Annotated in this window: 22 protein-coding genes; 11 read left to right on the forward strand and 11 right to left on the reverse strand. The window is 73.1% G+C overall.

All coding sequences use genetic code 11. The features are described from left to right. Positions 1 to 17: 17 nt before the first annotated feature. Positions 18 to 1,217 (reverse strand): quinolinate synthase NadA, encoded by a 1,200-nt coding sequence (nadA, locus tag ACWENR_RS02675; protein ID WP_452275327.1) that lies wholly within the window; start codon positions 1,215 to 1,217, stop codon positions 18 to 20. A gap of 68 nt (positions 1,218 to 1,285) precedes the next feature. Between nadA and ACWENR_RS02680 the strand changes: the two genes are divergently transcribed. The 4 genes from ACWENR_RS02680 (at position 1,286) to ACWENR_RS02695 (ending at position 4,607) form a co-directional block, all read left to right on the forward strand. Beyond that, positions 1,286 to 2,425, forward strand: a complete 1,140-nt coding sequence (locus ACWENR_RS02680) for a glycerate kinase family protein (RefSeq protein ID WP_452275328.1) — start codon at positions 1,286 to 1,288, stop codon at positions 2,423 to 2,425. 161 nt (positions 2,426 to 2,586) lie between these two features. Further along, positions 2,587 to 2,955 (forward strand): iron-sulfur cluster insertion protein ErpA, encoded by a 369-nt coding sequence (gene erpA, locus ACWENR_RS02685; RefSeq protein ID WP_091104634.1) that lies wholly within the window; start codon positions 2,587 to 2,589, stop codon positions 2,953 to 2,955. A gap of 171 nt (positions 2,956 to 3,126) precedes the next feature. Further along, positions 3,127 to 4,104 (forward strand): carbohydrate kinase family protein, encoded by a 978-nt coding sequence (locus tag ACWENR_RS02690; RefSeq protein ID WP_452275329.1) that lies wholly within the window; start codon positions 3,127 to 3,129, stop codon positions 4,102 to 4,104. Further along, on the forward strand, positions 4,101 to 4,607 hold the full coding sequence (locus ACWENR_RS02695) for an AAA family ATPase (protein ID WP_452275330.1): 507 nt from the start codon (positions 4,101 to 4,103) through the stop codon (positions 4,605 to 4,607). Before ACWENR_RS02690 ends, ACWENR_RS02695 begins: the two co-directional genes overlap by 4 nt. Positions 4,608 to 4,715: 108 nt before the next feature. On the opposite strand, the gene ACWENR_RS02700 is transcribed toward ACWENR_RS02695, so the two are convergent. Then, positions 4,716 to 4,949: a sulfurtransferase TusA family protein gene (locus ACWENR_RS02700; protein WP_452275331.1), complete on the reverse strand. Its 234-nt coding sequence runs from the start codon at positions 4,947 to 4,949 to the stop codon at positions 4,716 to 4,718. After that, on the reverse strand, positions 4,946 to 6,097 hold the full coding sequence (locus ACWENR_RS02705; protein WP_452275332.1) for a cysteine desulfurase family protein: 1,152 nt from the start codon (positions 6,095 to 6,097) through the stop codon (positions 4,946 to 4,948). The genes ACWENR_RS02700 and ACWENR_RS02705 overlap by 4 nt, the downstream gene beginning before the upstream one ends. Positions 6,098 to 6,293: 196 nt before the next feature. Between ACWENR_RS02705 and ctaC the strand changes: the two genes are divergently transcribed. After that, on the forward strand, positions 6,294 to 7,265 hold the full coding sequence (gene ctaC / locus ACWENR_RS02710) for an aa3-type cytochrome oxidase subunit II (RefSeq protein WP_452275333.1): 972 nt from the start codon (positions 6,294 to 6,296) through the stop codon (positions 7,263 to 7,265). Positions 7,266 to 7,275: 10 nt separating this feature from the next. Then, positions 7,276 to 7,704, forward strand: coding sequence for a cytochrome c oxidase subunit 4 (locus ACWENR_RS02715; RefSeq protein ID WP_452275334.1), 429 nt, complete (start codon positions 7,276 to 7,278; stop codon positions 7,702 to 7,704). A 278-nt stretch (positions 7,705 to 7,982) separates the two neighbouring features. Here ACWENR_RS02715 and ACWENR_RS02720 read toward each other — a convergent pair whose 3' ends face one another. From ACWENR_RS02720 to ACWENR_RS02735, 4 genes are all read right to left on the reverse strand, one after another. Further along, the gene (locus tag ACWENR_RS02720) at positions 7,983 to 8,192 is read right to left on the reverse strand and encodes a hypothetical protein (protein ID WP_452275335.1); all 210 of its coding nucleotides are present in this window, start codon (positions 8,190 to 8,192) and stop codon (positions 7,983 to 7,985) included. 187 nt (positions 8,193 to 8,379) lie between these two features. Beyond that, positions 8,380 to 9,426: an anthranilate phosphoribosyltransferase gene (gene trpD, locus ACWENR_RS02725; RefSeq protein WP_452275336.1), complete on the reverse strand. Its 1,047-nt coding sequence runs from the start codon at positions 9,424 to 9,426 to the stop codon at positions 8,380 to 8,382. A gap of 82 nt (positions 9,427 to 9,508) precedes the next feature. Next, positions 9,509 to 9,904 (reverse strand): hypothetical protein, encoded by a 396-nt coding sequence (locus ACWENR_RS02730; protein ID WP_452275337.1) that lies wholly within the window; start codon positions 9,902 to 9,904, stop codon positions 9,509 to 9,511. A gap of 189 nt (positions 9,905 to 10,093) precedes the next feature. After that, complete coding sequence (locus ACWENR_RS02735) at positions 10,094 to 11,050, reverse strand: cytochrome c oxidase assembly protein (RefSeq protein WP_452275338.1); 957 nt, start codon at positions 11,048 to 11,050, stop codon at positions 10,094 to 10,096. A gap of 108 nt (positions 11,051 to 11,158) precedes the next feature. On the opposite strand from ACWENR_RS02735, the gene ctaE reads away from it, so the two are divergent. The 5 genes from ctaE to ACWENR_RS02760 all read left to right on the forward strand — a co-directional run bounded on the left by ctaE (position 11,159) and on the right by ACWENR_RS02760 (position 16,293). Continuing rightward, a complete protein-coding gene (gene ctaE / locus ACWENR_RS02740) occupies positions 11,159 to 11,758 on the forward strand; it encodes an aa3-type cytochrome oxidase subunit III (protein WP_452275339.1) in 600 nt (199 codons plus the stop codon). Positions 11,759 to 11,830: 72 nt separating this feature from the next. Further along, positions 11,831 to 12,664, forward strand: a complete 834-nt coding sequence (gene qcrC, locus ACWENR_RS02745) for a cytochrome bc1 complex diheme cytochrome c subunit (RefSeq protein WP_452275340.1) — start codon at positions 11,831 to 11,833, stop codon at positions 12,662 to 12,664. A 67-nt stretch (positions 12,665 to 12,731) separates the two neighbouring features. Continuing rightward, a complete protein-coding gene (qcrA, locus tag ACWENR_RS02750; protein WP_452275341.1) occupies positions 12,732 to 13,820 on the forward strand; it encodes a cytochrome bc1 complex Rieske iron-sulfur subunit in 1,089 nt (362 codons plus the stop codon). Beyond that, positions 13,817 to 15,433, forward strand: coding sequence for a cytochrome bc1 complex cytochrome b subunit (qcrB, locus tag ACWENR_RS02755; RefSeq protein WP_452275342.1), 1,617 nt, complete (start codon positions 13,817 to 13,819; stop codon positions 15,431 to 15,433). The genes qcrA and qcrB overlap by 4 nt, the downstream gene beginning before the upstream one ends. A 179-nt stretch (positions 15,434 to 15,612) precedes the next feature. Continuing rightward, positions 15,613 to 16,293, forward strand: coding sequence for a DUF4142 domain-containing protein (locus ACWENR_RS02760; RefSeq protein ID WP_452275343.1), 681 nt, complete (start codon positions 15,613 to 15,615; stop codon positions 16,291 to 16,293). Positions 16,294 to 16,374: 81 nt separating this feature from the next. On the opposite strand, the gene ACWENR_RS02765 is transcribed toward ACWENR_RS02760, so the two are convergent. Genes ACWENR_RS02765 through ACWENR_RS02780 form a run of 4 tightly spaced genes read right to left on the reverse strand, consistent with a single transcriptional unit; the run spans position 16,375 to position 19,986 of the window. Next, positions 16,375 to 16,662, reverse strand: a complete 288-nt coding sequence (locus ACWENR_RS02765) for an Lrp/AsnC family transcriptional regulator (protein ID WP_091104676.1) — start codon at positions 16,660 to 16,662, stop codon at positions 16,375 to 16,377. Between the two features lie 36 nt (positions 16,663 to 16,698). Further along, a complete protein-coding gene (locus tag ACWENR_RS02770) occupies positions 16,699 to 17,607 on the reverse strand; it encodes a nucleotidyltransferase family protein (RefSeq protein ID WP_452275344.1) in 909 nt (302 codons plus the stop codon). After that, positions 17,604 to 18,146, reverse strand: a complete 543-nt coding sequence (locus ACWENR_RS02775; protein ID WP_452275345.1) for an NUDIX domain-containing protein — start codon at positions 18,144 to 18,146, stop codon at positions 17,604 to 17,606. The genes ACWENR_RS02770 and ACWENR_RS02775 overlap by 4 nt, the downstream gene beginning before the upstream one ends. Before the next feature lie 52 nt (positions 18,147 to 18,198). Continuing rightward, positions 18,199 to 19,986: a RelA/SpoT family protein gene (locus ACWENR_RS02780; RefSeq protein WP_452275346.1), complete on the reverse strand. Its 1,788-nt coding sequence runs from the start codon at positions 19,984 to 19,986 to the stop codon at positions 18,199 to 18,201. Positions 19,987 to 19,991 lie beyond the last annotated feature (5 nt).

The raw sequence follows: 19,991 nt of genomic DNA on the forward strand, positions 1-19,991 counted from the left end.
GGCGCTACCGAGCGTCATCAGTTCGTCGTGGCCGGCGGGGTGTCCGCCCCGGGCAGGGCCAGCATCTGGTCCAGCGCCACCCGGGCGTGGTGCGCCGTGTCCGGATCGACCGTGATCTGGTTCACCACCCGGCCGGCCACCAGCTCCTCCAGGGCCCAGACCAGGTGGGGCAGGTCGATCCGGTTCATGGTCGAGCAGTAGCAGACCGCCTTGTCCAGGAACATGATCTGCTTGTCCGGATGGGCCAGCGCCAGGCGCCGCACCAGGTTCAGCTCGGTGCCGACGGCCCACGCCGAGCCGGCCGGGGCCGCCTCGATGGTCTTGATGATGTATTCCGTCGAGCCGACGAGGTCGGCGGCGTTGACCACCTCGTGCCGGCACTCCGGGTGGACCAGCACGTTCACCCCGGGCACCCGCTCCCGCACGTCGTTGACGCTGTCGAGGGTGAACCGGCCGTGCACCGAGCAGTGCCCCCGCCAGAGGATCATCCTGGCGTCGCGCAGCTGCTCCGGGGTGAGGCCGCCGTTCGGTTTGTGCGGGTCGTAGAGCACGCAGTCGTCCAGCGAGAGGCCCATCTCCAGCACCGCCGTGTTGCGGCCCAGGTGCTGGTCGGGCAGGAAGAGCACCTTCGAGCCCTGCCGGTACGCCCAGTCCAGCGCCCGCTTCGCGTTCGACGAGGTGCAGACCACGCCCCCGTTGCGGCCGACGAAGCCCTTGATGTCGGCCGAGGAGTTCATGTAGGTCACCGGGACCGTCTGCTCGGCGATGCCCAGCTCGGTGAGCACGTCCCAGGCGGTCTCGACCTGCGACAGCACCGCCATGTCCGCCATCGAGCAGCCGGCGGCCAGGTCCGGCAGGACGACCTTCTGCGCGGCCGAGGTGAGGATGTCGGCGCTCTCGGCCATGAAGTGCACGCCGCAGAAGACGATGTACTCCGCGTCGGGGCGGGCCGCCGCCTCGCGGGCCAGCTTGAACGAGTCGCCCGTCACGTCGGCGAACTGGATCACCTCGTCGCGCTGGTAGTGGTGCCCCAGCACGAAGACCCTGTCGCCCAGCGCCGCCTTCGCCGCCGCCGCCCGGGCCACCAGGTCCGGGTCGCTGGGCGCCGGCAGGTCGCCCGGACACTCGACGCCGCGCTCGGTGGCGGGGTCGCTGCCCCGGCCGAGCAGCAGCAGTGCCGTCGCGGTGTTGGAGGGTTCCACCCAGGTCGAAGTCACGTACCCCATGGTCCCACAGGGCGGCCTGCGCGCAGCCGCCACCGGTGTGTCCTGCCACACTGCTGCGCATGCGTGTGCTGCTCTGCCCGGACAAGTTCGCCGGCACCCTCTCGGCCCCGGAGGTCGCCGACGCCGTGGCCGCCGGCTGGCACGAGGTGGCCCCGGGCGACGACCTGCTCGCCCGACCCCTCTCCGACGGCGGCCCCGGCTTCCTCGACGTGCTCGGCGACGCGTTCGGCGGCCGCCGGGTGCCGGTGCCGACCGTCGACCCGCTGGGCCGCCCGGTGACCGGTGAGATCCTGCTCACCGACGACGGGGCGACCGCCTGGCTGGAGAGCGCCCAGGCGTGCGGCCTGCACCTGCTCGCCCCCGCCGAGCGCGACCCGGGGACCACCACGTCGTACGGGCTGGGGATGCTGGTCGCCGCCGCCGTGGAGGCCGGCGCCCGGACGGTGGTGATCGGCCTGGGTGGCTCCGGCACCAACGACGGCGGCGCGGGGATGCTCACCGCGCTCGGCGTGACCCCGCTCGACGAGGCGGGCCGGGCCCTGCCGTACGGCGGCGCGGCGCTGGCCGCCACGGTCGCGCTCGACGGGACGCCCCGGCTGCGCGAGGCCCGCCTGGTGGCCGCCACCGACGTGGACAACCCGCTGCTCGGCCTGCACGGGGCGAGCAGCGTGTTCGGCCCGCAGAAGGGCGCCGACCGGGCCGCCGTGCTGCTGCTCGACGCCGCGCTGGAGCGCTTCGCGACCGTGCTGGAGCGCGACCTGCCGGGCTGCCCCGACCGGCTGGGCGCGCTGCCCGGCGGCGGCGCGGCCGGCGGCATCGGCGCGGCCGTCCTGGCGCTCGGCGGGCACTGCGAGTCGGGCATCGGCCTGGTGACCGGCGCGATCGGGCTGGACGCCGCGCTGGACACGGTCGACCTGGTGATCACCGGGGAGGGCTCGTTCGACCACCAGTCGCTGCGCGGCAAGGTGGTCGCCGGGGTCGCCGGCGCGGCCCGGGACCGGGGCCTGCCCTGCGTGGTGCTGGCCGGCCAGGTCAGCACCGGCCGACGGGAGGCCGGCGCGGCGGGGGTGACCGACGCGTACAGCCTGGTCGAGCACTTCGGGGGCGAGGAGCGCGGCGGGCTGGCCGCCGCGCTGGAGCGCCCGGCCGAGGGGCTGCGGGCGCTCGGCGCCCGCCTGGCCCGGCAGTGGAGCCGCTGACCGGGGCGGCGTCGCCGCCGTGACCCGCCGGCCCACGTCACGGCGGCCGGGTGGCGCCGGCCGTGGCGGCGTACCATCGGGAGCGGACCACACCGGGAATGACTGGGCGACGCGAGATGTTGGCCAGTGCGTCCGGACCCAACCGCGCAGGGAGATTTCACGTGACCACGCCAGCGCAGACCGAGTCGACCGAGGCCAAGGCCCCCACGTCCGTCGTCCTCACCGACGTCGCGGCGCAGAAGGTCAAGGCCCTGATCGAGCAGGAGGGCCGCGACGACCTGCGGCTCCGGGTCGCCGTGCAGCCGGGTGGCTGCTCCGGCCTGCGGTACCAGCTCTTCTTCGACGAGCGCTCGCTCGACGGTGACGTCGTCACCGACTTCGACGGCGTCGAGGTCGTCGTCGACCGGATGAGCGCCCCCTACCTGGCCGGCGCCACCATCGACTTCGCCGACCGCATCGACGCCCAGGGCTTCACCATCGACAACCCCAACGCGGGCAACTCCTGCGCCTGCGGCGACTCGTTCAGCTGAGCCGACCTCCGCTCGCGACCAGCGGGGCCGTCCCTCCGGGGGCGGCCCCGCTGCCGTGTCCGGCCCCGGCCGCGCAACCGGCGGAGGTGACCGGCCCCGGACCGACGGGACATCCCGGGTGGGCCGGGCCGGTAGGCTGACCGGCGCCCTGCTCCCGACCCCGAGGTTGACATGAAGATCGCCGTGACCGGCTCGATCGCCACCGACCACCTGATGAGCTTCCCCGGCCGCTTCGCCGACCAGTTGCTCGCCGACCAGCTGCACAAGGTGTCGCTCTCCTTCCTGGTGGACGACCTGGTGCTGCGGCGCGGCGGGGTGGCGGCGAACATCGCCTTCGGCATGGGGCAGCTCGGCCTGCGACCGGTGCTGGTCGGCGCGGTCGGCGCGGACTTCGCCGACTACCGCTCGTGGCTGGAGCGGCACGGGGTCGACTGCGACTCGGTGCACGTGAGCGAGGTGGCGCACACGGCCCGGTTCGTCTGCACGACGGACACCGACATGTGCCAGATCGCCTCGTTCTACGCCGGCGCGATGAGCGAGGCCCGCAACATCGAGCTGGCGCCGGTGGCTCGCCGGCTCGACGGGCTGGACCTGGTCCTGGTCGGCGCGAACGACCCCGAGGCGATGCTGCGGCACTCCGCCGAGTGCCGGGACCGCGGCTACCGCTTCGCCGCCGACCCGTCCCAGCAACTCGCCCGGATGGCCGGCGAGGACGTCGTCGGGCTGATCGACGGCGCCGACTACCTGATGACCAACGACTACGAGAAGTCGCTGCTGCAGAGCAAGGCCGGGTTGACCGACGCGCAGCTGCTCGACCGGGTCAGGGTGCGGGTCACCACGCTGGGCAAGGACGGCGTGGAGATCGCCGGGCGGGACTTCGACCCGATCCACGTGCCGATCGCCCGGGAGATCCGCGCGGTCGACCCGACCGGGGTCGGCGACGGCTTCCGCGCCGGCTTCTTCACCGCGCTCTCCTGGGGCCTCGGGCTGGAGCGGGCCGCCCAGGTCGGCTCCCTGCTCGCCACCCTGGTGCTGGAGACCGTCGGCACCCAGGAGTACGAGGTCCGCCGCGACCTCTTCGTCAAGCGGATGGCCGAGTCGTACGGCGACGAGGCCGCCGAGGACGTCCGCGGGCACCTGGTGCCGTGACGCCGGTGCTGGTGGCGTTCGCCGGGCTGCCGGGGGTGGGCAAGAGCACCCTGGCGGCCCGGCTGGGCGCGGCCCTGTCCGCCCCCGTCCTGCCGGTCGACCCCGTCGAGCGGGCGCTGGCCCGGCAGGGGCTCGTCGGCGACGCCGCGGGGATGGCCGCGTACGGGGCGGTGGCCGCCCTGGCCGAGGTGCAGCTCGGTCTCGGGCTGCCCGTGGTGGTCGACGCGGTCAACCCGGTCGCCAGCGCCCGAGGGCTGTGGCACGACGTCGCGGAGCGTGCCGGCGTCCCGCTGCGGCTGATCGAGGTGCACTGCGGCGACGAGGCGGAGCACCGCCGCCGCGTGGAGGCACGCCTGGCCGCCGAGCCCGGCCCGCCGACCCCGACGTGGGAGCAGACGCTGGTGCGCCGGGCCGAGTACCAGCCGATCATCGGCCCCCGGCTGGTGGTGGACACCGCCGTCGACGCCGACCCGCTCCCCGGCATCCTCGCCTACCTCCGCTGACCGTCCGCCCCCGTCGGCGCGGCCACCGCCGCGAAGCGGGAGGCGGAGAGCCACCGCGACGTGGCCGCCCGCCGGCCGGCCGAGCTGGAGGCGGCGCCTCCCGCGTGCTCAGTGCAGGCGGCGGACGTCGTAGGCGGGGCCGTCGGGGCCGGTGATCGTGCCGAGGAACTCGTGGCCGCGCATCCGGCACCAGGCCGGGATGTCCACCGCCGCCGCCGGGTCGTCGGCCAGCACCCGCACCACCGTGCCGACGGGCAGCTCGGGCAGCCGACGCGCCACGGCGATCACGGGCAGCGGGCAGCGCTGACCACGGCAGTCGAGGAGCTCCGCCGGCGCGGTCACAGCCCGACCACCCCCGCCTCGGCGCGCAGCTCCGCCACGACGCCCGGCAGCTCCGCGAGGAACCGCTCGACGTCGGCCTCCGTCGTGTCCCGGTGCAGCGAGACCCGCACGTTGCCGTGGGAGAGCACCCCCATCGCCTCCAGCACGTGCGACGGGCGCAGCGTCGAGGAGGTGCACGACGAGCCGGAGGAGACGGCGAACCCCCGCCGGTCCAGCGCGTGCAGCAGGGCCTCGCCGTCGACGTAGAGGCAGGAGAACGTCACCAGGTGCGGGAGGCGGTGGTCGGGATCACCCACCACCTCCACGTCCGGCACCTCCGCCGCCACCCGGGCCCGGATCCGGTCCACCAGCGGCGCCAGCCGGGCCGCCTCCGCCGCCGCGTCGGCCGCCGCCGCGCGCAGGCTCGCCGCCGCCGCGACCACCGCCGGCAGGTTGAGCGTTCCCGGCGTACGCCCGGCCTCCCGCTCGTCGGCCGGCCAGGGCGACTCCCAGCGGGTGCCCTTGCGCACCACCAGCAGCCCCACCCCGGGCGGACCGCCCCACTTGTGCGCGCTGGCGGTCAGCACCGACCAGCCCGCCGGCACCGGGGCCCGGCCCACCACCTGGGCGGCGTCCACGTACAGCGGCACCCCGGCCCCGGCGCACTCCCGCGCGGCCTCGGCGACCGGTTGCAGCGTGCCGACCTCGTGGCTGGCGGCGATCAGCGCGGCCAGCGCCACGCCGGGCGCCCGAACCGCCGCCGCCCAGTGGTCCAGGTCGAGCCGGCCCCGCCGGTCCACCGGCACCGAGGTGGCCGCGCCGCCCGTGGCGACGTGCTTCTCGGCGGCGTGCAGCACCGCCGAGTGTTCGATCGCGGAGTGCACCAGGGTCCGGCCGACCCGCCGCCGGCCGGTCAGGCCGCCGAGCACGGCGGCGTGGGCCGCCGCCGTACCGCTGGGGGTGAAGGAGAGTTCGTCGGCGCGGACGCCGAGCGTGGCCGCGGTGGCCTCGCGGGCGGCGTCGAGGAGTTGGCGGGCCCGGCGGGCCTGCGTGTAGAGACGGCCGGGGTCGGCCCAGCCGTCGTCGAGGGCGGCCAGCAACGCCTGCCGGGCGACCGGATGCAGCGGCGCGGCGGTGGCCGCGTCCAGGTAGACCGGGGGAGCGCTCACGGAAGCCAACGCTATCGCGCCGGTACGTCCAAGATCCCCCCGATGGGGGCGGAGAGTGACCCCAACACGGTCGAGCCCGTAATGGTCGAGTAATCTGCGACCGTCGGTGACGCCTTTGCCGCCGGTGCTGTCGCTCCGCCCGGCGGAGGGTGGCAGACAGGACAGACACCGCGGCGCGCTAGGGAGGCAGGACCAGGTGGTCGCAAGGAGTTCGGAGGTACGGCCGTCGGCCGTACGGCACAGCGCTTCCCCAGGAGCCGGTGGGCGCCGGGGACGTGGTGCTGGTCGGCTCGCCGGGCTCGGTCTCGGCGGAGCGGCGCTGCTGGTCCTGCTCACGGGCTGCGACGTCGGCTCGGCGTTCGGCGGCTTCGGCTGGCCGCAGGGCGGCATCACGCCCGAGGCGCACCGGATGTACGACCTGTGGATCGCCTCGTGCATCGCGGCGCTCGCGGTCGGCGTCTTCGTGTGGGGCCTGATCTTCTGGTGCATCGTTCGCTACCGCAAGCGGGGCAACGAGCTGCCGGTGCAGACCCGTTACAACATGCCGATGGAGTTCCTCTACACCATCGCGCCGATCCTGATCGTCTCCGTGCTCTTCTACTACACGGCGGTCGTGCAGACCGACGTGGTGCGGACGACCAAGAACCCCGACGTCACGGTCGAGGTGGTCGCGTTCAAGTGGAACTGGCAGTTCAACTACCGCGACGGCCAGGGCCAGGACGCCGACACGGTCGCCTCGGTGCTCGGCACCAGCGAGGTCATCCCGATCCTGGTGCTCCCGACCGACCGGTCCATCCGGTTCGAGGAGACCAGCCGCGACGTCATCCACTCCTTCTGGGTGCCGGAGCTGCTGTTCAAGCGCGACGTCATGCCCGGCAAGGTCCGTAACGTGTTCGAGGTCTCCAAGCTCGAGACCGAGGGCGCCTACGTCGGCCGCTGCGCCGAGCTGTGCGGCAGCTACCACGCGTTCATGAACTTCGAGCTGCGGGTCGTCTCGCCGGAGAAGTACGAGCAGTTCCTGGCGGCCAAGCGGGACGGCAAGTCCACGCAGGAGGCGCTGACGGCCATCGGCGAGGACCCGTACGCGAAGACCACCAAGCCGTTCGAGACCCGCCGCACCGAGGCCAACTTCAACCCGGACGCCGCGCCGGTCGGCGCGGGAAAGTGAGGGGGCGGGCATGAAGACCGAGTGGCGCATCTTCCTGATCATCTCCGGGTTCCTGCTCTTCGCCACCGCCCTCTACGGCGGCTGGACGGCCGCCGACTCCGGCGGTCACGTCGAGTGGGTCGGCACGGTCGCGCTGCTGCTGAGCTTCCTGCTCTGCGCGATGTGCGGCGGCTTCTTCTGGTTCGTCTCCCGGCGGATCGACCTGCGGCCGGAGGACCGGCCGGACGGTGAGATCGCCGACGGCGCGGGCGAGATCGGCTTCTTCAGCCCCGGCAGCTACTGGCCGTTCGGGCTGGCGCTGTCCGCCGCGATCACCGGATTCGGCCTGGTGTTCTGGCAGTACTGGCTGCTGGGCCTCGGCGGTGTGCTGGTCATCTTCGCGGCCTGCGGCCTGCTGTTCGAGTACTACACCGGCACCCGGCGCACCGCCGAGCACTGAGCCGGCGCCCGGCCCCGCACGTCACGAAGGCCCGCTTCCCCGAGGGGAGGCGGGCCTTCGTCGTCGCGGGGACGGCGGCGGGACGTGGGTCGACGTCACCTGTCGTCCAGCAGCGGCACGTTGCCCGGCCGACACCGGCCTGCCCCTCAGGCGCAGCCGGCTACGAGGACGTCCGTCGTTCGGGGCCGACACCGGCCTGCCTTTCGGGTGCAGCCGACACGATGACATCTGCCCGTGGCGGTGCAGCGGCCGATGCCCGGGGGGAACGCGGACGGCGGTCAGGCGGCGTGGCGGTGGGGCGACGGGGCGTGGTGCGGCCGCCGCGCCAGGCGCGGGGCGCGGAAGGTGAAGGTGGCGACGAGCACGGCCTCGCCGCAGCCGGTGCAGGCCAGCTCGGGGCAGTCGGCGCCGTGGTCGTCGACACACGGCGGCGCCTCGAACGGCCGAACGCCCTCGCAGGTGTCGCAGTAGAGCTCGCGCTCCGACACGGGCGTCTCCTCTCGCTCCGGTCCCGTCGGGGGCGTGCCACGCGGCGGGACTGCCGCGCCGCACGGCGCACGACGGACGTGCTGTGGTGAACAGCGCATGATGGAAGTGGAAAACTACTCAGCTGTAGTTTCCCACGGGGGTCCGACAAGTTCCGCGGGCCGCCCGTGGCCGCCGGTTACGCCGAGGTCAGTCGGCGCGGGCGACCTCGATCCACCGGTCCAGGACACGGGCGGCGGCCCCCGAGTCGACGGAGTGGGCGGCGCGGTCCATCCCGGCGCGCAGCGCCTCGGTCAGGTCGCCGTCGAGCGGGCCCTGGGTGGCCAGCGCCGCCGCCGCGTTGACCAGGACGGCGTCGCGTACCGGGCCGGTCTCGCCCGCGAGCAGCCGGCGCACCACGCCGGCGTTGTGGGCGGCGTCGCCGCCCCGCAGGTCGGCCAGGGCGGCCCGGGGCACCCCGAGGTCGGTCGCGTCGAGCAGCGCCTCCCGCACGGTGCCGCCCTGGACCGCCCACACGCGGGTGGGGGCGGCGGTGGTGAACTCGTCCAGCCCGTCCTCGCCGCGCATCACCAGCGCCGAGTCGCCCCGGGCGGCGAAGACGCCGGCCATCACCGGGGCCATCCGCAGGTCGAAGCAGCCGACGGCGGCGGCCCGGGGGCGGGCCGGGTTGGTCAGCGGGCCGAGGAAGTTGAAGAACGTGGGCACGCCCATCTCCCGGCGTACGGGGCCGGCGTGGCGCATCCCGGGGTGGTAGCGGGCCGCGAAGCAGAAACCGATGCCGGCCTCGGCGACGCACCGGGCCACCCCCTCCGGCCCCAGGTCCAGCGGCACCCCGAGGAACTCCAGCACGTCCGCCGTGCCGCAGGAGGAGGACGCCGCCCGGTTGCCGTGCTTGACCACCCGGACGCCGGCGCCGGCCACCACCAGGGAGGCCATGGTGGAGATGTTCACGGTGTGCGCGAGGTCGCCGCCGGTGCCGACGACGTCGAGGGCGGTGTCGCGCAGCGTGCCGGGCAGCTCGACCGGGACCGCCCGGCGGAGCATCGCCTCCACGAGGCCGCCCAGCTCCGCCGAGGTCTCGCCCTTGGCGCGCAGCGCGACGGCGAAGCCGGCGATCTGCGCGGGGGCGGCGGCGCCGGACATGATCTCGCCCATCGCCCAGGCGGTGTCGGCGGTGGAGAGCTCCTCGCCGCGCAGCAGCGCGGCGAGGAGGTGCGGCCAGGTCCGATCGCCCATGGCGGGCCTCCCGAGCGTGCGAAACGGGTGGGACGGAACCGGCGCCGGTGGTCCGGCGCCGAGCCGGGCCGGAGCGGGGACGTCAGGCGGGGGCGTGCGTCCGCAGCAGCTCGGCCACCGTGGTGCCGGTGGTCACCGGGTCGAGCGGGTGCACCAGGGTGGCGTCGACCTCGGCGTAGGCCGCGAGCCATCGGTCGGCGGCGCGGGCGATCACCACGCAGGTCGGGGGAGCGTCGTCCCGGTCGTCCTTGATCTGCCGGGCGATGCCGATGCCACCGCCGGGGGTCGCCTCGCCGTCGAGCAGCAGCAGGTCGATCTCGTAGTCGTCGACCAGCCGGACGCACTCCGCGTAGGTGGTGGCGTCGACGAACTCGATCTTCAGGCCGGGCGCGGGACGCGTGCCGACGGCGAGCCGCATCCGGTCACGGACCTGCGGGTCGTCGCTGTAGAGCAGGACGGTGCAAAGACGATCGCTCATGCCGGCACTCCGCTTCGCCGAAGGGTCCGAGTCCCGGCCGTGCCGGCGTGTCCCACGGTGGTTCGTTCGTTGCGCTCACTCATTGGCTGGACTTGCTCCCACCTCGTAGCTGCCCGCTGATCCTACCGTTGGGTGTGAGGTGCGCGACGGCCGCCCGTCGGTGCCGTCGGGGCGTACCGTCGGCGCAGCTCAGCTGGCCGCCTCGGCGGCGGACTCGGCGGCGCGCCGGCGGGCCTCCTGGCGGTCCAGGTCGCGGTCGAGCCGGCGGGCCTCCCGTTCGGCGTGGCGCATCCACTGCACGACCAGCACGGCCAGCATGGTCACGCTGACGAACTCGCCGCCGGCCCAGAGGATGCCCCCGGCGACCACCTGGTCCTGCCACGGGTCCGACCAGGTCAGCCCCAGCGACGGGTACCAGTCGCCGCCGAAGAGCGTGCTGCTCTGCATGATGGTGAGCCCCAGCACGGTGTGGAACGGCACGGAGAGCAGCATCAGCAGCGCCCGGGCCGGGTACGGCCAGCGCCCGGGCAGCGGGTCGAGGCCGAGCAGCGGCCAGAAGAACACGCAGCCGGTCATGATGAAGTGCGCGTGCACGACCTCGTGCGCCCACGCGTGTTCGAGCGTGTAGCGGTAGAGATCGGTGAAGTAGAGCGCGAACGGGTTGACCACGAAGATGGTGAACGCCACCAGCGGGAAGCTGTAGATCCGCGCGATCCGGCTGTGCACGATCGCCAGCAGCCGCTTGCGCGGACGCTGCGGCAGCGTGCGCAGGGCCAGCGTCACCGGCGCGCCCAGCGCCAGGAAGATCGGCGAGATCATGGAGAGCACCATGTGCTGGACCATGTGCACCGACAGCAACGCCGTGTCGTAGGCGTGCAGGCCGCTGACCGTGACCGACGCGATCCCGCCGAGGCCGGGGCCCAGGAAGAAGACGGTACGCGCCACCGGCCACCGGTCGCCGCGGATCCGCAGCCGGTGCACCCCGTAGAGGTAGATGCCGGCGGCCAGCACGAGGCCGACGGCCAGCCAACTGTCCAGCCGGGTCTCGGTGAACACGGAGGTGACGGTGAACGGCGGCGGGGTGGCCGCGAGCACCGTCGGCGCGGCGGCCGAGGTTACGGTGGAGATCGGATCGACGTGCAGCACGCTTTTCAGCCTAGGTCAGGCGAACCGGACGACCCCGATCGGGCTGCCGATGCCACGGGTTTGGCCCCCCGCTGATCGCCGGCCCCGGTCAGGGGCAATAATGACCGCGTGACTGCGGCCCCAGCCATTGACAAGAGCCGGATCCACTCCCTGACCCGACCCAACATGGTCAGCGTCGGGACGATCGTGTGGCTCTCCAGCGAACTCATGTTCTTCGCGGCGCTGTTCGCGATGTACTTCTCCATCCGCGCGGCGGCGCCGGAGCAGTGGGCGGAGCACACCGAGCACCTCAACATCCCCTACGCGACCACCTTCACGGTGATCCTGGTGTTGTCCTCGGTGACCTGCCAGCTCGGTGTGTTCGCCGCCGAGAAGGGTGACGTCCACGCCCTGCGGCGCTGGTTCACGATCACCTTCGTGATGGGCCTGATCTTCGTGCTCGGTCAGCTCAACGAGTACCGCGAGCTGGTGCACGAGGGCATCAAGATCAACTCGGACGGTTACGGGTCGATGTTCTACCTGACCACCGGGTTCCACGGTCTGCACGTGACCGGCGGTCTGATCGCCTTCATCATCTTCATGATCCGCACGACCATGGGCCGGTTCACGCCGGCGCAGGCCACGTCGGCGATCGTCGTGTCCTACTACTGGCACTTCGTCGACGTCGTGTGGATCGGGCTCTACGCCATGATCTACTGGCTTCAGTGATCTTGGCGCGTCACGAACCGCGCCGCTGCTCCGTCCCCTGAGACAAGGTCCAACCGGTTAAGGACACAGGTCATGACTTCTGACAACGACCGCCGACGCGGTCTGCTCGCGCGGCTGCGCGAGCGGCCCGCGGCGCGCAGCAGGGGCCGCCGCCGGCTGGGTGCCGCGGTCCGGCTGTTCGCCGCGCTGATGCTGGCCGGCGGCGCCTACACCGTCTTCGCCCCCGGCGTGCAGGCGCAGGACACCCCGCTCACCGGCGCCGCCGCGGAGGGCAAGGCGCTGTTCGACGTGAGCTGTGTGACCTGTCACGGTCGCAACGCCCAGGGCGTCGAGGGACGCGGGCCGAGCCTGGTCGGCGTCGGCGCGGCCTCGGTGGAGTTCCAGGTCGGCACCGGCCGCATGCCGATGGCCCGGCAGGAGGCCCAGGCGCAGCGCAAGCCGGAGCTCTTCACCGACGAGGAGGTCCGCCAGCTCGCGCAGTACGTCCAGGAGCTCGGCGGCGGCCCGGTCGTGCCGAACGGCGAGGACCTGCACTCCGACGGCAACATCGCGGCCGGCGGCGAGCTGTTCCGGATCAACTGCTCGCAGTGCCACGCCTTCGGCGGCGGCGGCGGCGCGCTGTCCTCCGGCAAGTACGCGCCGAGCCTGCGCCCGGCCAGCGACCGGCAGATCTACGCCGCGATGCTCAGCGGCCCGCAGAACATGCCGGTCTTCGGCGACAACCAGATCTCGCCGCAGCAGAAGGCCGACATCATCGCCTACATCCAGGAGACCCTGAAGCACGACAAGGACCCGGGCGGCTTCAACCTCGGTCGGTACGGGCCGTCCACCGAGGGACTGGCGATCTTCCTGGTCGGCATCGTCGCGCTCGTCTTCGCGAGCCTGTGGATCGCGGGCAAGTCGTGACCGGACGGATCATCCGATTCAGTGCTGTGGTGCCGGGGGCCGGCACCGCCCGTAGCGAGGTGACGGCATGACCACGCACACCGAGCACCAGGCCCAGCAGGGCCGGGAGCCGCTCGACGTGAGGACCCCCGGGCTCAGCCAGTTCGACATCGTCCGCGAGGGCGCGCGCCGGGACGACATCGAGATCGTCCACTACGAGCCGCAGGTCGCCCCGGGCAGCAAGGCCGAGCGCCGGCTGACCCGCACCGTGGCGTCGTTCTTCCTGCTGACCGGCCTGGCGGCGACCGCCTTCCTGGTGATCTACATCTGGTGGCCGTGGGAGTACGCTCCCGGCCGCGGCGGCGACAAGTGGTACACCCCGCTGCTCGGCCTCACCCTCGGCGTGGCCCTGCTCGGCGTCGGCTTCGGCATCCTGACCTGGGGCAAGAAGCTGCTGCCCAAGGAGGTCTCGATCCAGGACCGGCACGAGGGCGCCGTCAGCGAGGACGACCGGATCATCACCGGTCAGACCATGCTCTACATGGCCGACGAGCTGGGCGTGAAGCGCCGGCCGCTGCTCGGCATCTCGCTGCTGGCCGGCCTCGCGCCGGTCGGCGCGGTCGCCGCCGCCCCCCTGGTGGGTGGCCTGATCTCCCAGCCGCACAAGAACAACCAGATGTTCACCACCGGGTTCGCCCCGGCCGAGGGCGGCAAGAAGGTCCGGCTGGTCCGCGAGGACGGCCGGCCGGTCCGCCCGGCGGACGTCAGCGCCGGCGGCCAGATCACCGTCTTCCCGGGCATCCCGCACGGCGTGAGCAACCTGCACGCCGACTCGCCGACCCTGCTGATCCACCTGCGGGACTCCGACGCGCTGGAGTCGCGCCGGGCCAACGAGCGGGTCGGGCACGGCGACTACATGTGGGGCAACTACGCCGCCTACTCGAAGATCTGCACGCACGCCGGCTGCCCGGCGAGCCTGTACGAGCAGCAGACCAACCGTCTGCTCTGCCCGTGCCACCAGTCGCAGTTCCTGATCACCGACAACGCCCGGCCCATCTTCGGTCCGGCCAGCCGGCGGCTGCCGCAGTTGCCGATCGAGGTGGACTCCGAGGGCTACTTCGTGGCCAAGTCCGACTACACCGAGACCGTCGGGCCCGACTTCTGGGAGCGGCCGTGAAGCGGCGCAAGTTTGACAAGGCAGCAGTCCCGGGCAACGTCGCCCGGGGAGTGGACGACCGCTTCCAGGTGGCCACCCCGCTGCGCCGGCTGCTGAACAAGGTCTTCCCGGACCACTGGTCGTTCCTGCTGGGCGAGATCGCGCTCTTCTCGTTCGTCGTCCTGCTGCTGACCGGCGTCTTCCTGACCTTCTTCTACGAGCCGGCCATGACCGAGGTGGTCTACAACGGCAGCTACGCCCCGCTGCGGGGCACGCCGATGTCGGCCGCGTACGCCTCCAGCCTGGACATCTCGTTCGACGTCCGCGGCGGCCTGATCATGCGGCAGATGCACCACTGGTCGGCGCTGCTGTTCATGGCCGCGATCGTGGTGCACATGCTCCGGGTCTTCTTCACCGGCGCGTTCCGCAAGCCGCGTGAGACGAACTGGATCATCGGCTCGCTGCTGTTCTGGGTCGGCTTCCTCGCCGGCTTCACCGGCTACTCGCTGCCGGACGACGGCCTCTCCGGCACCGGTCTGCGGATCGCCTCGGCGATCATGCTCTCCATCCCGGTGATCGGCTCCTGGGTCACCTCGTCGGTCTTCGGCGGCGAGTTCCCGGGCACCATCATCATCAGCCGGTTCTACATCGCCCACGTGCTGCTGGTCCCGGGTCTGCTGATCGCGCTGATCAGCGTCCACCTGGGCCTGGTCTTCAAGCAGAAGCACACCCAGTGGCCCGGCCCCGGCCGGACCAACGGCAACGTGGTCGGCGAGCGCATGTTCCCGCGCTACGCGATCAAGCAGGGCGGCTTCTTCATGGTCGTCTTCGGCGTGATCGCGCTGATGGGCGGCCTGTTCCAGATCAACCCGATCTGGCTGTTCGGCCCGTACGAGGCGTGGGTGGTCTCGGCCGCCAGCCAGCCCGACTGGTACGTCATGTTCCTCGACGGCTCGACCCGCCTGATGCCGGCTTGGGAGATCAACATCCCGATCGGCGACGGCTACGTGATCCCGCCGCTGTTCTGGCCGACGGTCGTGCTGCCGGGCATCCTGGTGGGGCTCTCCACGCTCTACCCGTTCCTGGAGGCCCGCCGCCTCAAGGACACCCGCAGCCACAACCTGCTCCAGCGGCCCCGCGACGTGCCGGCGCGCACCGCCGTGGGCGCCATGGCCGTGGCGTTCTTCATCGTGCTGACCCTCTCCGGCGCCAACGACGTCATCGCCGACAAGTTCCAGATCAGCCTGAACGCGATGACCTGGGCGGGCCGGATCGGTCTGCTCGTCCTGCCGCCGCTGGCGTACTACGTCACCTACCGGATCTGCCTGGGTCTGCAGCAGCACGACCGCGAGGTGCTCGCCCACGGCGTGGAGACGGGCATCATCCGGCGCCTGCCCGACGGCCGGTTCGAGGAGGTCCACCAGCCGCTCGCCCCGGGCGACGGCCACGGCCTGGAGTACGCCGGCTGGGTCGTGCCGAAGAAGATGAACCGGCTCGGTGCCCTCGGCCCGGCCATCCGGGGCTTCTTCTACCCGATCGAGAAGCCGGCCGAGGCGCCGGTCTCGCCGGGCCACCCGCCGGTCGAGCCGCGGCCCGACCGGGAGCAGGTCGGCAGCGGCGAGAGCCGGCGCTGACCTCGCGACACCCCTGGCGTGGCGCCCACCGGAGTCCTCCGGTGGGCGCCACGCCCGTTTCCGCACCCCGACGGGCCGGCGCGTGCGGTGTCGTCCCCCGCCCCCGAGGGCGGGGATCGCAGGAATAACCCCGGTCAGCCGGGTATCCGTGCGGTCCAACGTCTCAAGGGGGAGGAAGCATGTTGGGAATCAAACGCCTCGGCCTGCTGGCCGCGCTGGTGCTGGTGGGAATCGCGCCGGCCGCGGCGGCGCAGGCCGCGGTGCAGCCGTCACAGCAGGACACCCAGTACCTGCAGGCCGTGCACCAGGTCAACCTGTTCGAGATCACCGCGGGTGACCTGGCCCAGCAGAAGGGCCAGAACCAGGGGGTCAAGGACCTGGGTGCCCGGTTCAAGACGGACCACACGCAGCTGGACCAGACGGTGCAGCAGACCGCGTCCCAGCTCGGGGTGGAGCTGCCGAGCGAGCCGACCGCGGACCAGCAGGCCGTCATCGACCAGCTGAACAACGCCAGCGGCGAGGAGTTCGACCGGCTCTGGGTGACCAGTGAGCTGGCCGGTCACGTCCAGGCCATCCAGGCCACCCAGACGGAGATCTCGCAGGGCTCCGAGCAGTCGGTGGTCCAGCTGGCGCAGACCGCCCTGCCGACCCTGCAGGCGCACTACGACGCGCTGGTGCAGCTGGCCGAGCAGCTGGGCATCCCGGTGCCGCAGACCAGCGCCAGCGGCACCCCGAGCCCGGGCGGCACGACCCCGGCTCCGGGCGGCACCAGCACCGAGACCCCGGCTCCGGGCGGCACCACCGAGTCGCCGGCTCCGGGCGGCACCGTCACCGAGTCGCCGGCTCCGGCGCAGAGCTGACGCTCGCGGTACCACGACGGCCGGTCCACCTCCGGGTGGGCCGGCCGTCGCGCGTGTCGCGTGGGGACGCGGCGTCCGCGCTCAGTCGGCGTTCGCGAGCCCGATCGCGAACGCCTCCTCCAGGTCGTGCTGGGAGTACGCCCGGAAGGCGATGTGCGACTCGGTGTTCAGCACCCCCGGCACCTTGGAGATGCTGCCGGCGATCACCTGGGCGATCTGGTCGAACTCCCGGACCCGGACCATGGCGATCAGGTCGACGTGGCCGGCCACCGAGTAGACCTCGCTGACGCCGGGCAGGGCGGCCAGGGCCTCGGCCACCTCGGGGATGGAGTCGGTGGCGCAGTCGATCAGCACGATCGCGGTGATCACGGGACATTTCTCCGTTCGTCGGCGTCGTCGCCCATGCTAGATGTTTCCCGGACCGGCGGACGGCGGTGTGGCGGGGACGGTGCGGCCGCCCGCGCGGATCGCGTCGCGCAGGCGCTCGCCGGGCCCGACGGTGGCGCCCGGCCAGACGACGACGCGTTCCACGTCGCCCCGCACGACGGCGTCCGCGCCGATCACCGCCTCCCGGCAGTGGCCGGTCACCGTGGCGGTGGGGGCCACCAGACTGCCGCCGCCGGCCGCGTGCAGGTTGGCCGCCAGGTAGTCGACCGGGGTGCCGGTGTCGAAGAACGTGCCGGGGTAGGGCACGACGCTCAGCGCCCCCGCCGCCTCCGCCGGCCGCCAGACGGCGCGGACCAGGTCGCCGAACTCGACCGGCAGGGCCCGCACCAGCCGCCACGGCAGCAGCGAGAACCCGGTGAACACGTGGCCGTCGAAGGTGCCCGGCGCCGCCGGGTCGGGGGCGGGCTGGCCGAGCAGGCGTACGGACTCGCCGTCCCAGCCGTCGAGCAGCGCCGCCACGTCCGGTCCCGGGGGGCGCGCGGGGTCGGCGAGGTAGGCGTCGGCGTTGCCGACCAGCACCCCCCGCCCGGCGATCCAGTCCCGCAGCTTCGCGACCCCGCCGGCGGTGCCCAGCGGCGAGCCCGGCTCGACCGACAGGTGGGCGCGGTCACCGACGTGGGCGACGACCTGCTCGCCGAGGTAGCAGGCGTTGACCGCGACCCGGGCCGGCCCGACCAGGCCGAGGCCGGCCAGCCGGTGCAGCGCCCGGTCCAGCAGCGGCACGTTGCCCACCGGGCAGAGCGCCTTCGGCACCCGCTCGGTCAGCGGCCGCAGCCGGGTGCCCTCACCGGCGGCGAGCACGACCGCGCAGACGTCGGCCGGGGCGGTGGCGGTGGCCCCGTCGTCGGCGGCGCGGTCGGCGCTCACGGCTTCGCGTCGGGCACCGGGGGCGGGAACTGGCCGGCCAGCGGCCCGATGTCGTAGTACGCGAGCAGCCGCGCCGTCGGCCAGGTCAGCTTCGGCAGGTCGTCCAGCGGGTGCCAGGCGGCCTCGAAGACCTCCGCGCCGTCGACCTTGAGCTCGGTGCTCGACGCCGGTACCTCGGCGGTGAACACCACGTCCACCCAGCCCTTGGCGTGCACCACGGCGTTGGGGACGGCGGGGCTCAGGTCGCGGGGGGAGAGCCGGACGCCGGACTCCTCGTACAGCTCCCGGGCCGCCCCGACGACCGGGGCCTCGCCCTTCTGCAACAGGCCGGCGGGCAGCCCCCAGCCCTTGCCGGGCGGCTGACGCAGCAGCAGCAGCCGGCCCGCGCCCTCCGCCTCGCTGTCCCGGACCAGGGTGACCGCGCCGACGATGTACTTCGGCACGGCCAGCCGGACCAGGCGACGGCGTACCGGCAGCGGCAGCCGGTAGAAGACCTGGTAGGCGACGGCCCGGCCGGTGGCGCGCGAGCGGGGGATCATGACCCCAGGCTAGTGGCCGCGAGGAACGTTCGGACGACCCGGTCCCGAGGAGTCACTGCCGGTGGTCGACCAGGTCGATGAGCTGGCGTACGACGGTGTCCGGCTCGATCACCCGGTCGAAGACCGCCACCAGCAGCGTCTCCAGGTCGGGGTAGCCCAGCTCCTCCGACAGCCGCAGCAGGGGCAGGTCGCTGGCCAGCCCGCGGTCGTGCTTGCGCAGGGCCAGCCCGATGGTGGCCCGGCCGAGGCGCACCTTGTCGGTGATGGAGATGCCGGGCTCGGTGTGCTCGGCGAACCACCGGCTGATCTGCATCTGCGCGTGCGGCGACTTGACGAAGTCCAGCCACTCGCGGCGCGGGCCGCGGGGGGCCACGTCGGCGTCGAAGCCGTTCGCCGCGTCGGTCTCGGTGAAGATCTCCACCACGTCGCCCTCCTCCAGCGCGGAGGAGAGCGGGGCCAGCCGGCCGTTGATCCGCGCGGCCAGGCAGTGGTCGCCGCGCTCGGTGCCCAGCTCGTAGGCGAGGTCGACCGGGGTGGCCCCGGCCGGCAGCACGACCTGCCGGCCGTCGGCGAAGACCTGCACCTGCGCCTCGGAGAGGTCGCACCGCAGCGACTCGAGGAACTGGGCCGGGTCGGCCGCGTCCTGCTCCCAGTCGAGCACCCGGCGCAGCCAGTCGAGCTGCTCCGCGCACGCCGCCGTGCCGCCGGTGCGCGGGAAGCGGAAGTCGGCGGCGACGCCGTACTCGGCCGAGCGGTGCATCTCCTCGGTGCGGATCAGCACCTCCACCGTGCGGTCCTTCGGGCCGCAGACGCTGGTGTGCAGGGAGCGGTAGAGGTTGTTCTTCGGGGAGGCGATGAAGTCCTTGAACCGGCCGGGGACCGGTCGCCACAGGCCGTGTACCGCGCCCAGCGCCGCGTAGCAGTCGGTGGGCGGGCCGTCCACCACGATGGCGATGCGGGGCAGGTCGTAGGGGGCGGTGTGACCGCCCGACACGGTGTCCTTCCAGATCGAGTAGAGGTGCCGGGGGCGGGGGGTCACCTCGGCGTCGACCCGGTTTCGGCGCAGCGCCGAGCGCACCCGGGCGACCACCTCGTCGAGGTACGCGTCCCAGCCGGGCCGGTCGTGCACGTGCCGGGCGATGCGGGCGTGCTCCTCCGGCTCCAGGTGCAGCAGCACCACGTCGTCGAGCTCCCGCTTGAGCATCTGGATGCCCAGCCGGTCGCAGAGCGGGATCAGCACCTCCTGCGTCTTGCGGGCGATCCGCTCCCGGGACGCGGCGGACCGGACGCCCAGCGTGCGCATGTTGTGCAGCCGGTCGGCCAGCTTGATGATCAGGACCCGCACGTCCTTGCCGGCCGCGATGATCATCTTGCGGATCGTCTCGGCCTCGGCGGCCTTGCCGTAGAACGCCTTGTCGAACTTGGTCACCCCGTCGACCAGGTGCGCCACCTCGCGCCCGAAGTCCTCGGCGAGCGCCTGGAGCGTGTAGCGGGTGTCCTCCACGGTGTCGTGCAGCAGCGCGGCGACCAGGGTGGTGGCGTCCATGCCGATCTCGGCGCAGATCTGGGCCACCGCCAGCGGATGGGTGATGTAGGGCTCGCCGCTCTTGCGGAACTGCCCGCGGTGCATGTTCTCCGCGATCGTGTAGGCCCGGCGCAGCACGGAGGGCTCGGTGCCCGGATGGATCGTCCGATGCGTACGGACCAGGTGGCTCACCGGGTCGGTGTCGGCGGTGGGCCAGCTCAGCAGCGACCGGAGCCGGCGGGCCAGCGGCAGCTCGCCCGGTTGGGTCGGAAGGGCGCCCCCCAGGGCGGCGCCGCGTCCGGCGTCGACGTCCACGCGGG

This window comes from Micromonospora sp. NPDC004336, from assembly GCF_053602615.1.

Coding starts and splice junctions, on each gene's coding strand:
- qcrA (WP_452275341.1), top strand. CDS start 12,732: ATGACCACGCACACCGAGCACCAGGCCCAGCAGGGCCGGGAGCCGCTC.
- trpD (WP_452275336.1), bottom strand. CDS start 9,426: ATGGGCGATCGGACCTGGCCGCACCTCCTCGCCGCGCTGCTGCGCGGC.
- ACWENR_RS02690 (WP_452275329.1), top strand. CDS start 3,127: ATGAAGATCGCCGTGACCGGCTCGATCGCCACCGACCACCTGATGAGC.
- qcrC (WP_452275340.1), top strand. CDS start 11,831: ATGACTTCTGACAACGACCGCCGACGCGGTCTGCTCGCGCGGCTGCGC.
- ACWENR_RS02730 (WP_452275337.1), bottom strand. CDS start 9,904: ATGAGCGATCGTCTTTGCACCGTCCTGCTCTACAGCGACGACCCGCAG.
- ACWENR_RS02715 (WP_452275334.1), top strand. CDS start 7,276: ATGAAGACCGAGTGGCGCATCTTCCTGATCATCTCCGGGTTCCTGCTC.
- ACWENR_RS02760 (WP_452275343.1), top strand. CDS start 15,613: ATGTTGGGAATCAAACGCCTCGGCCTGCTGGCCGCGCTGGTGCTGGTG.
- ACWENR_RS02680 (WP_452275328.1), top strand. CDS start 1,286: ATGCGTGTGCTGCTCTGCCCGGACAAGTTCGCCGGCACCCTCTCGGCC.
- ACWENR_RS02775 (WP_452275345.1), bottom strand. CDS start 18,146: ATGATCCCCCGCTCGCGCGCCACCGGCCGGGCCGTCGCCTACCAGGTC.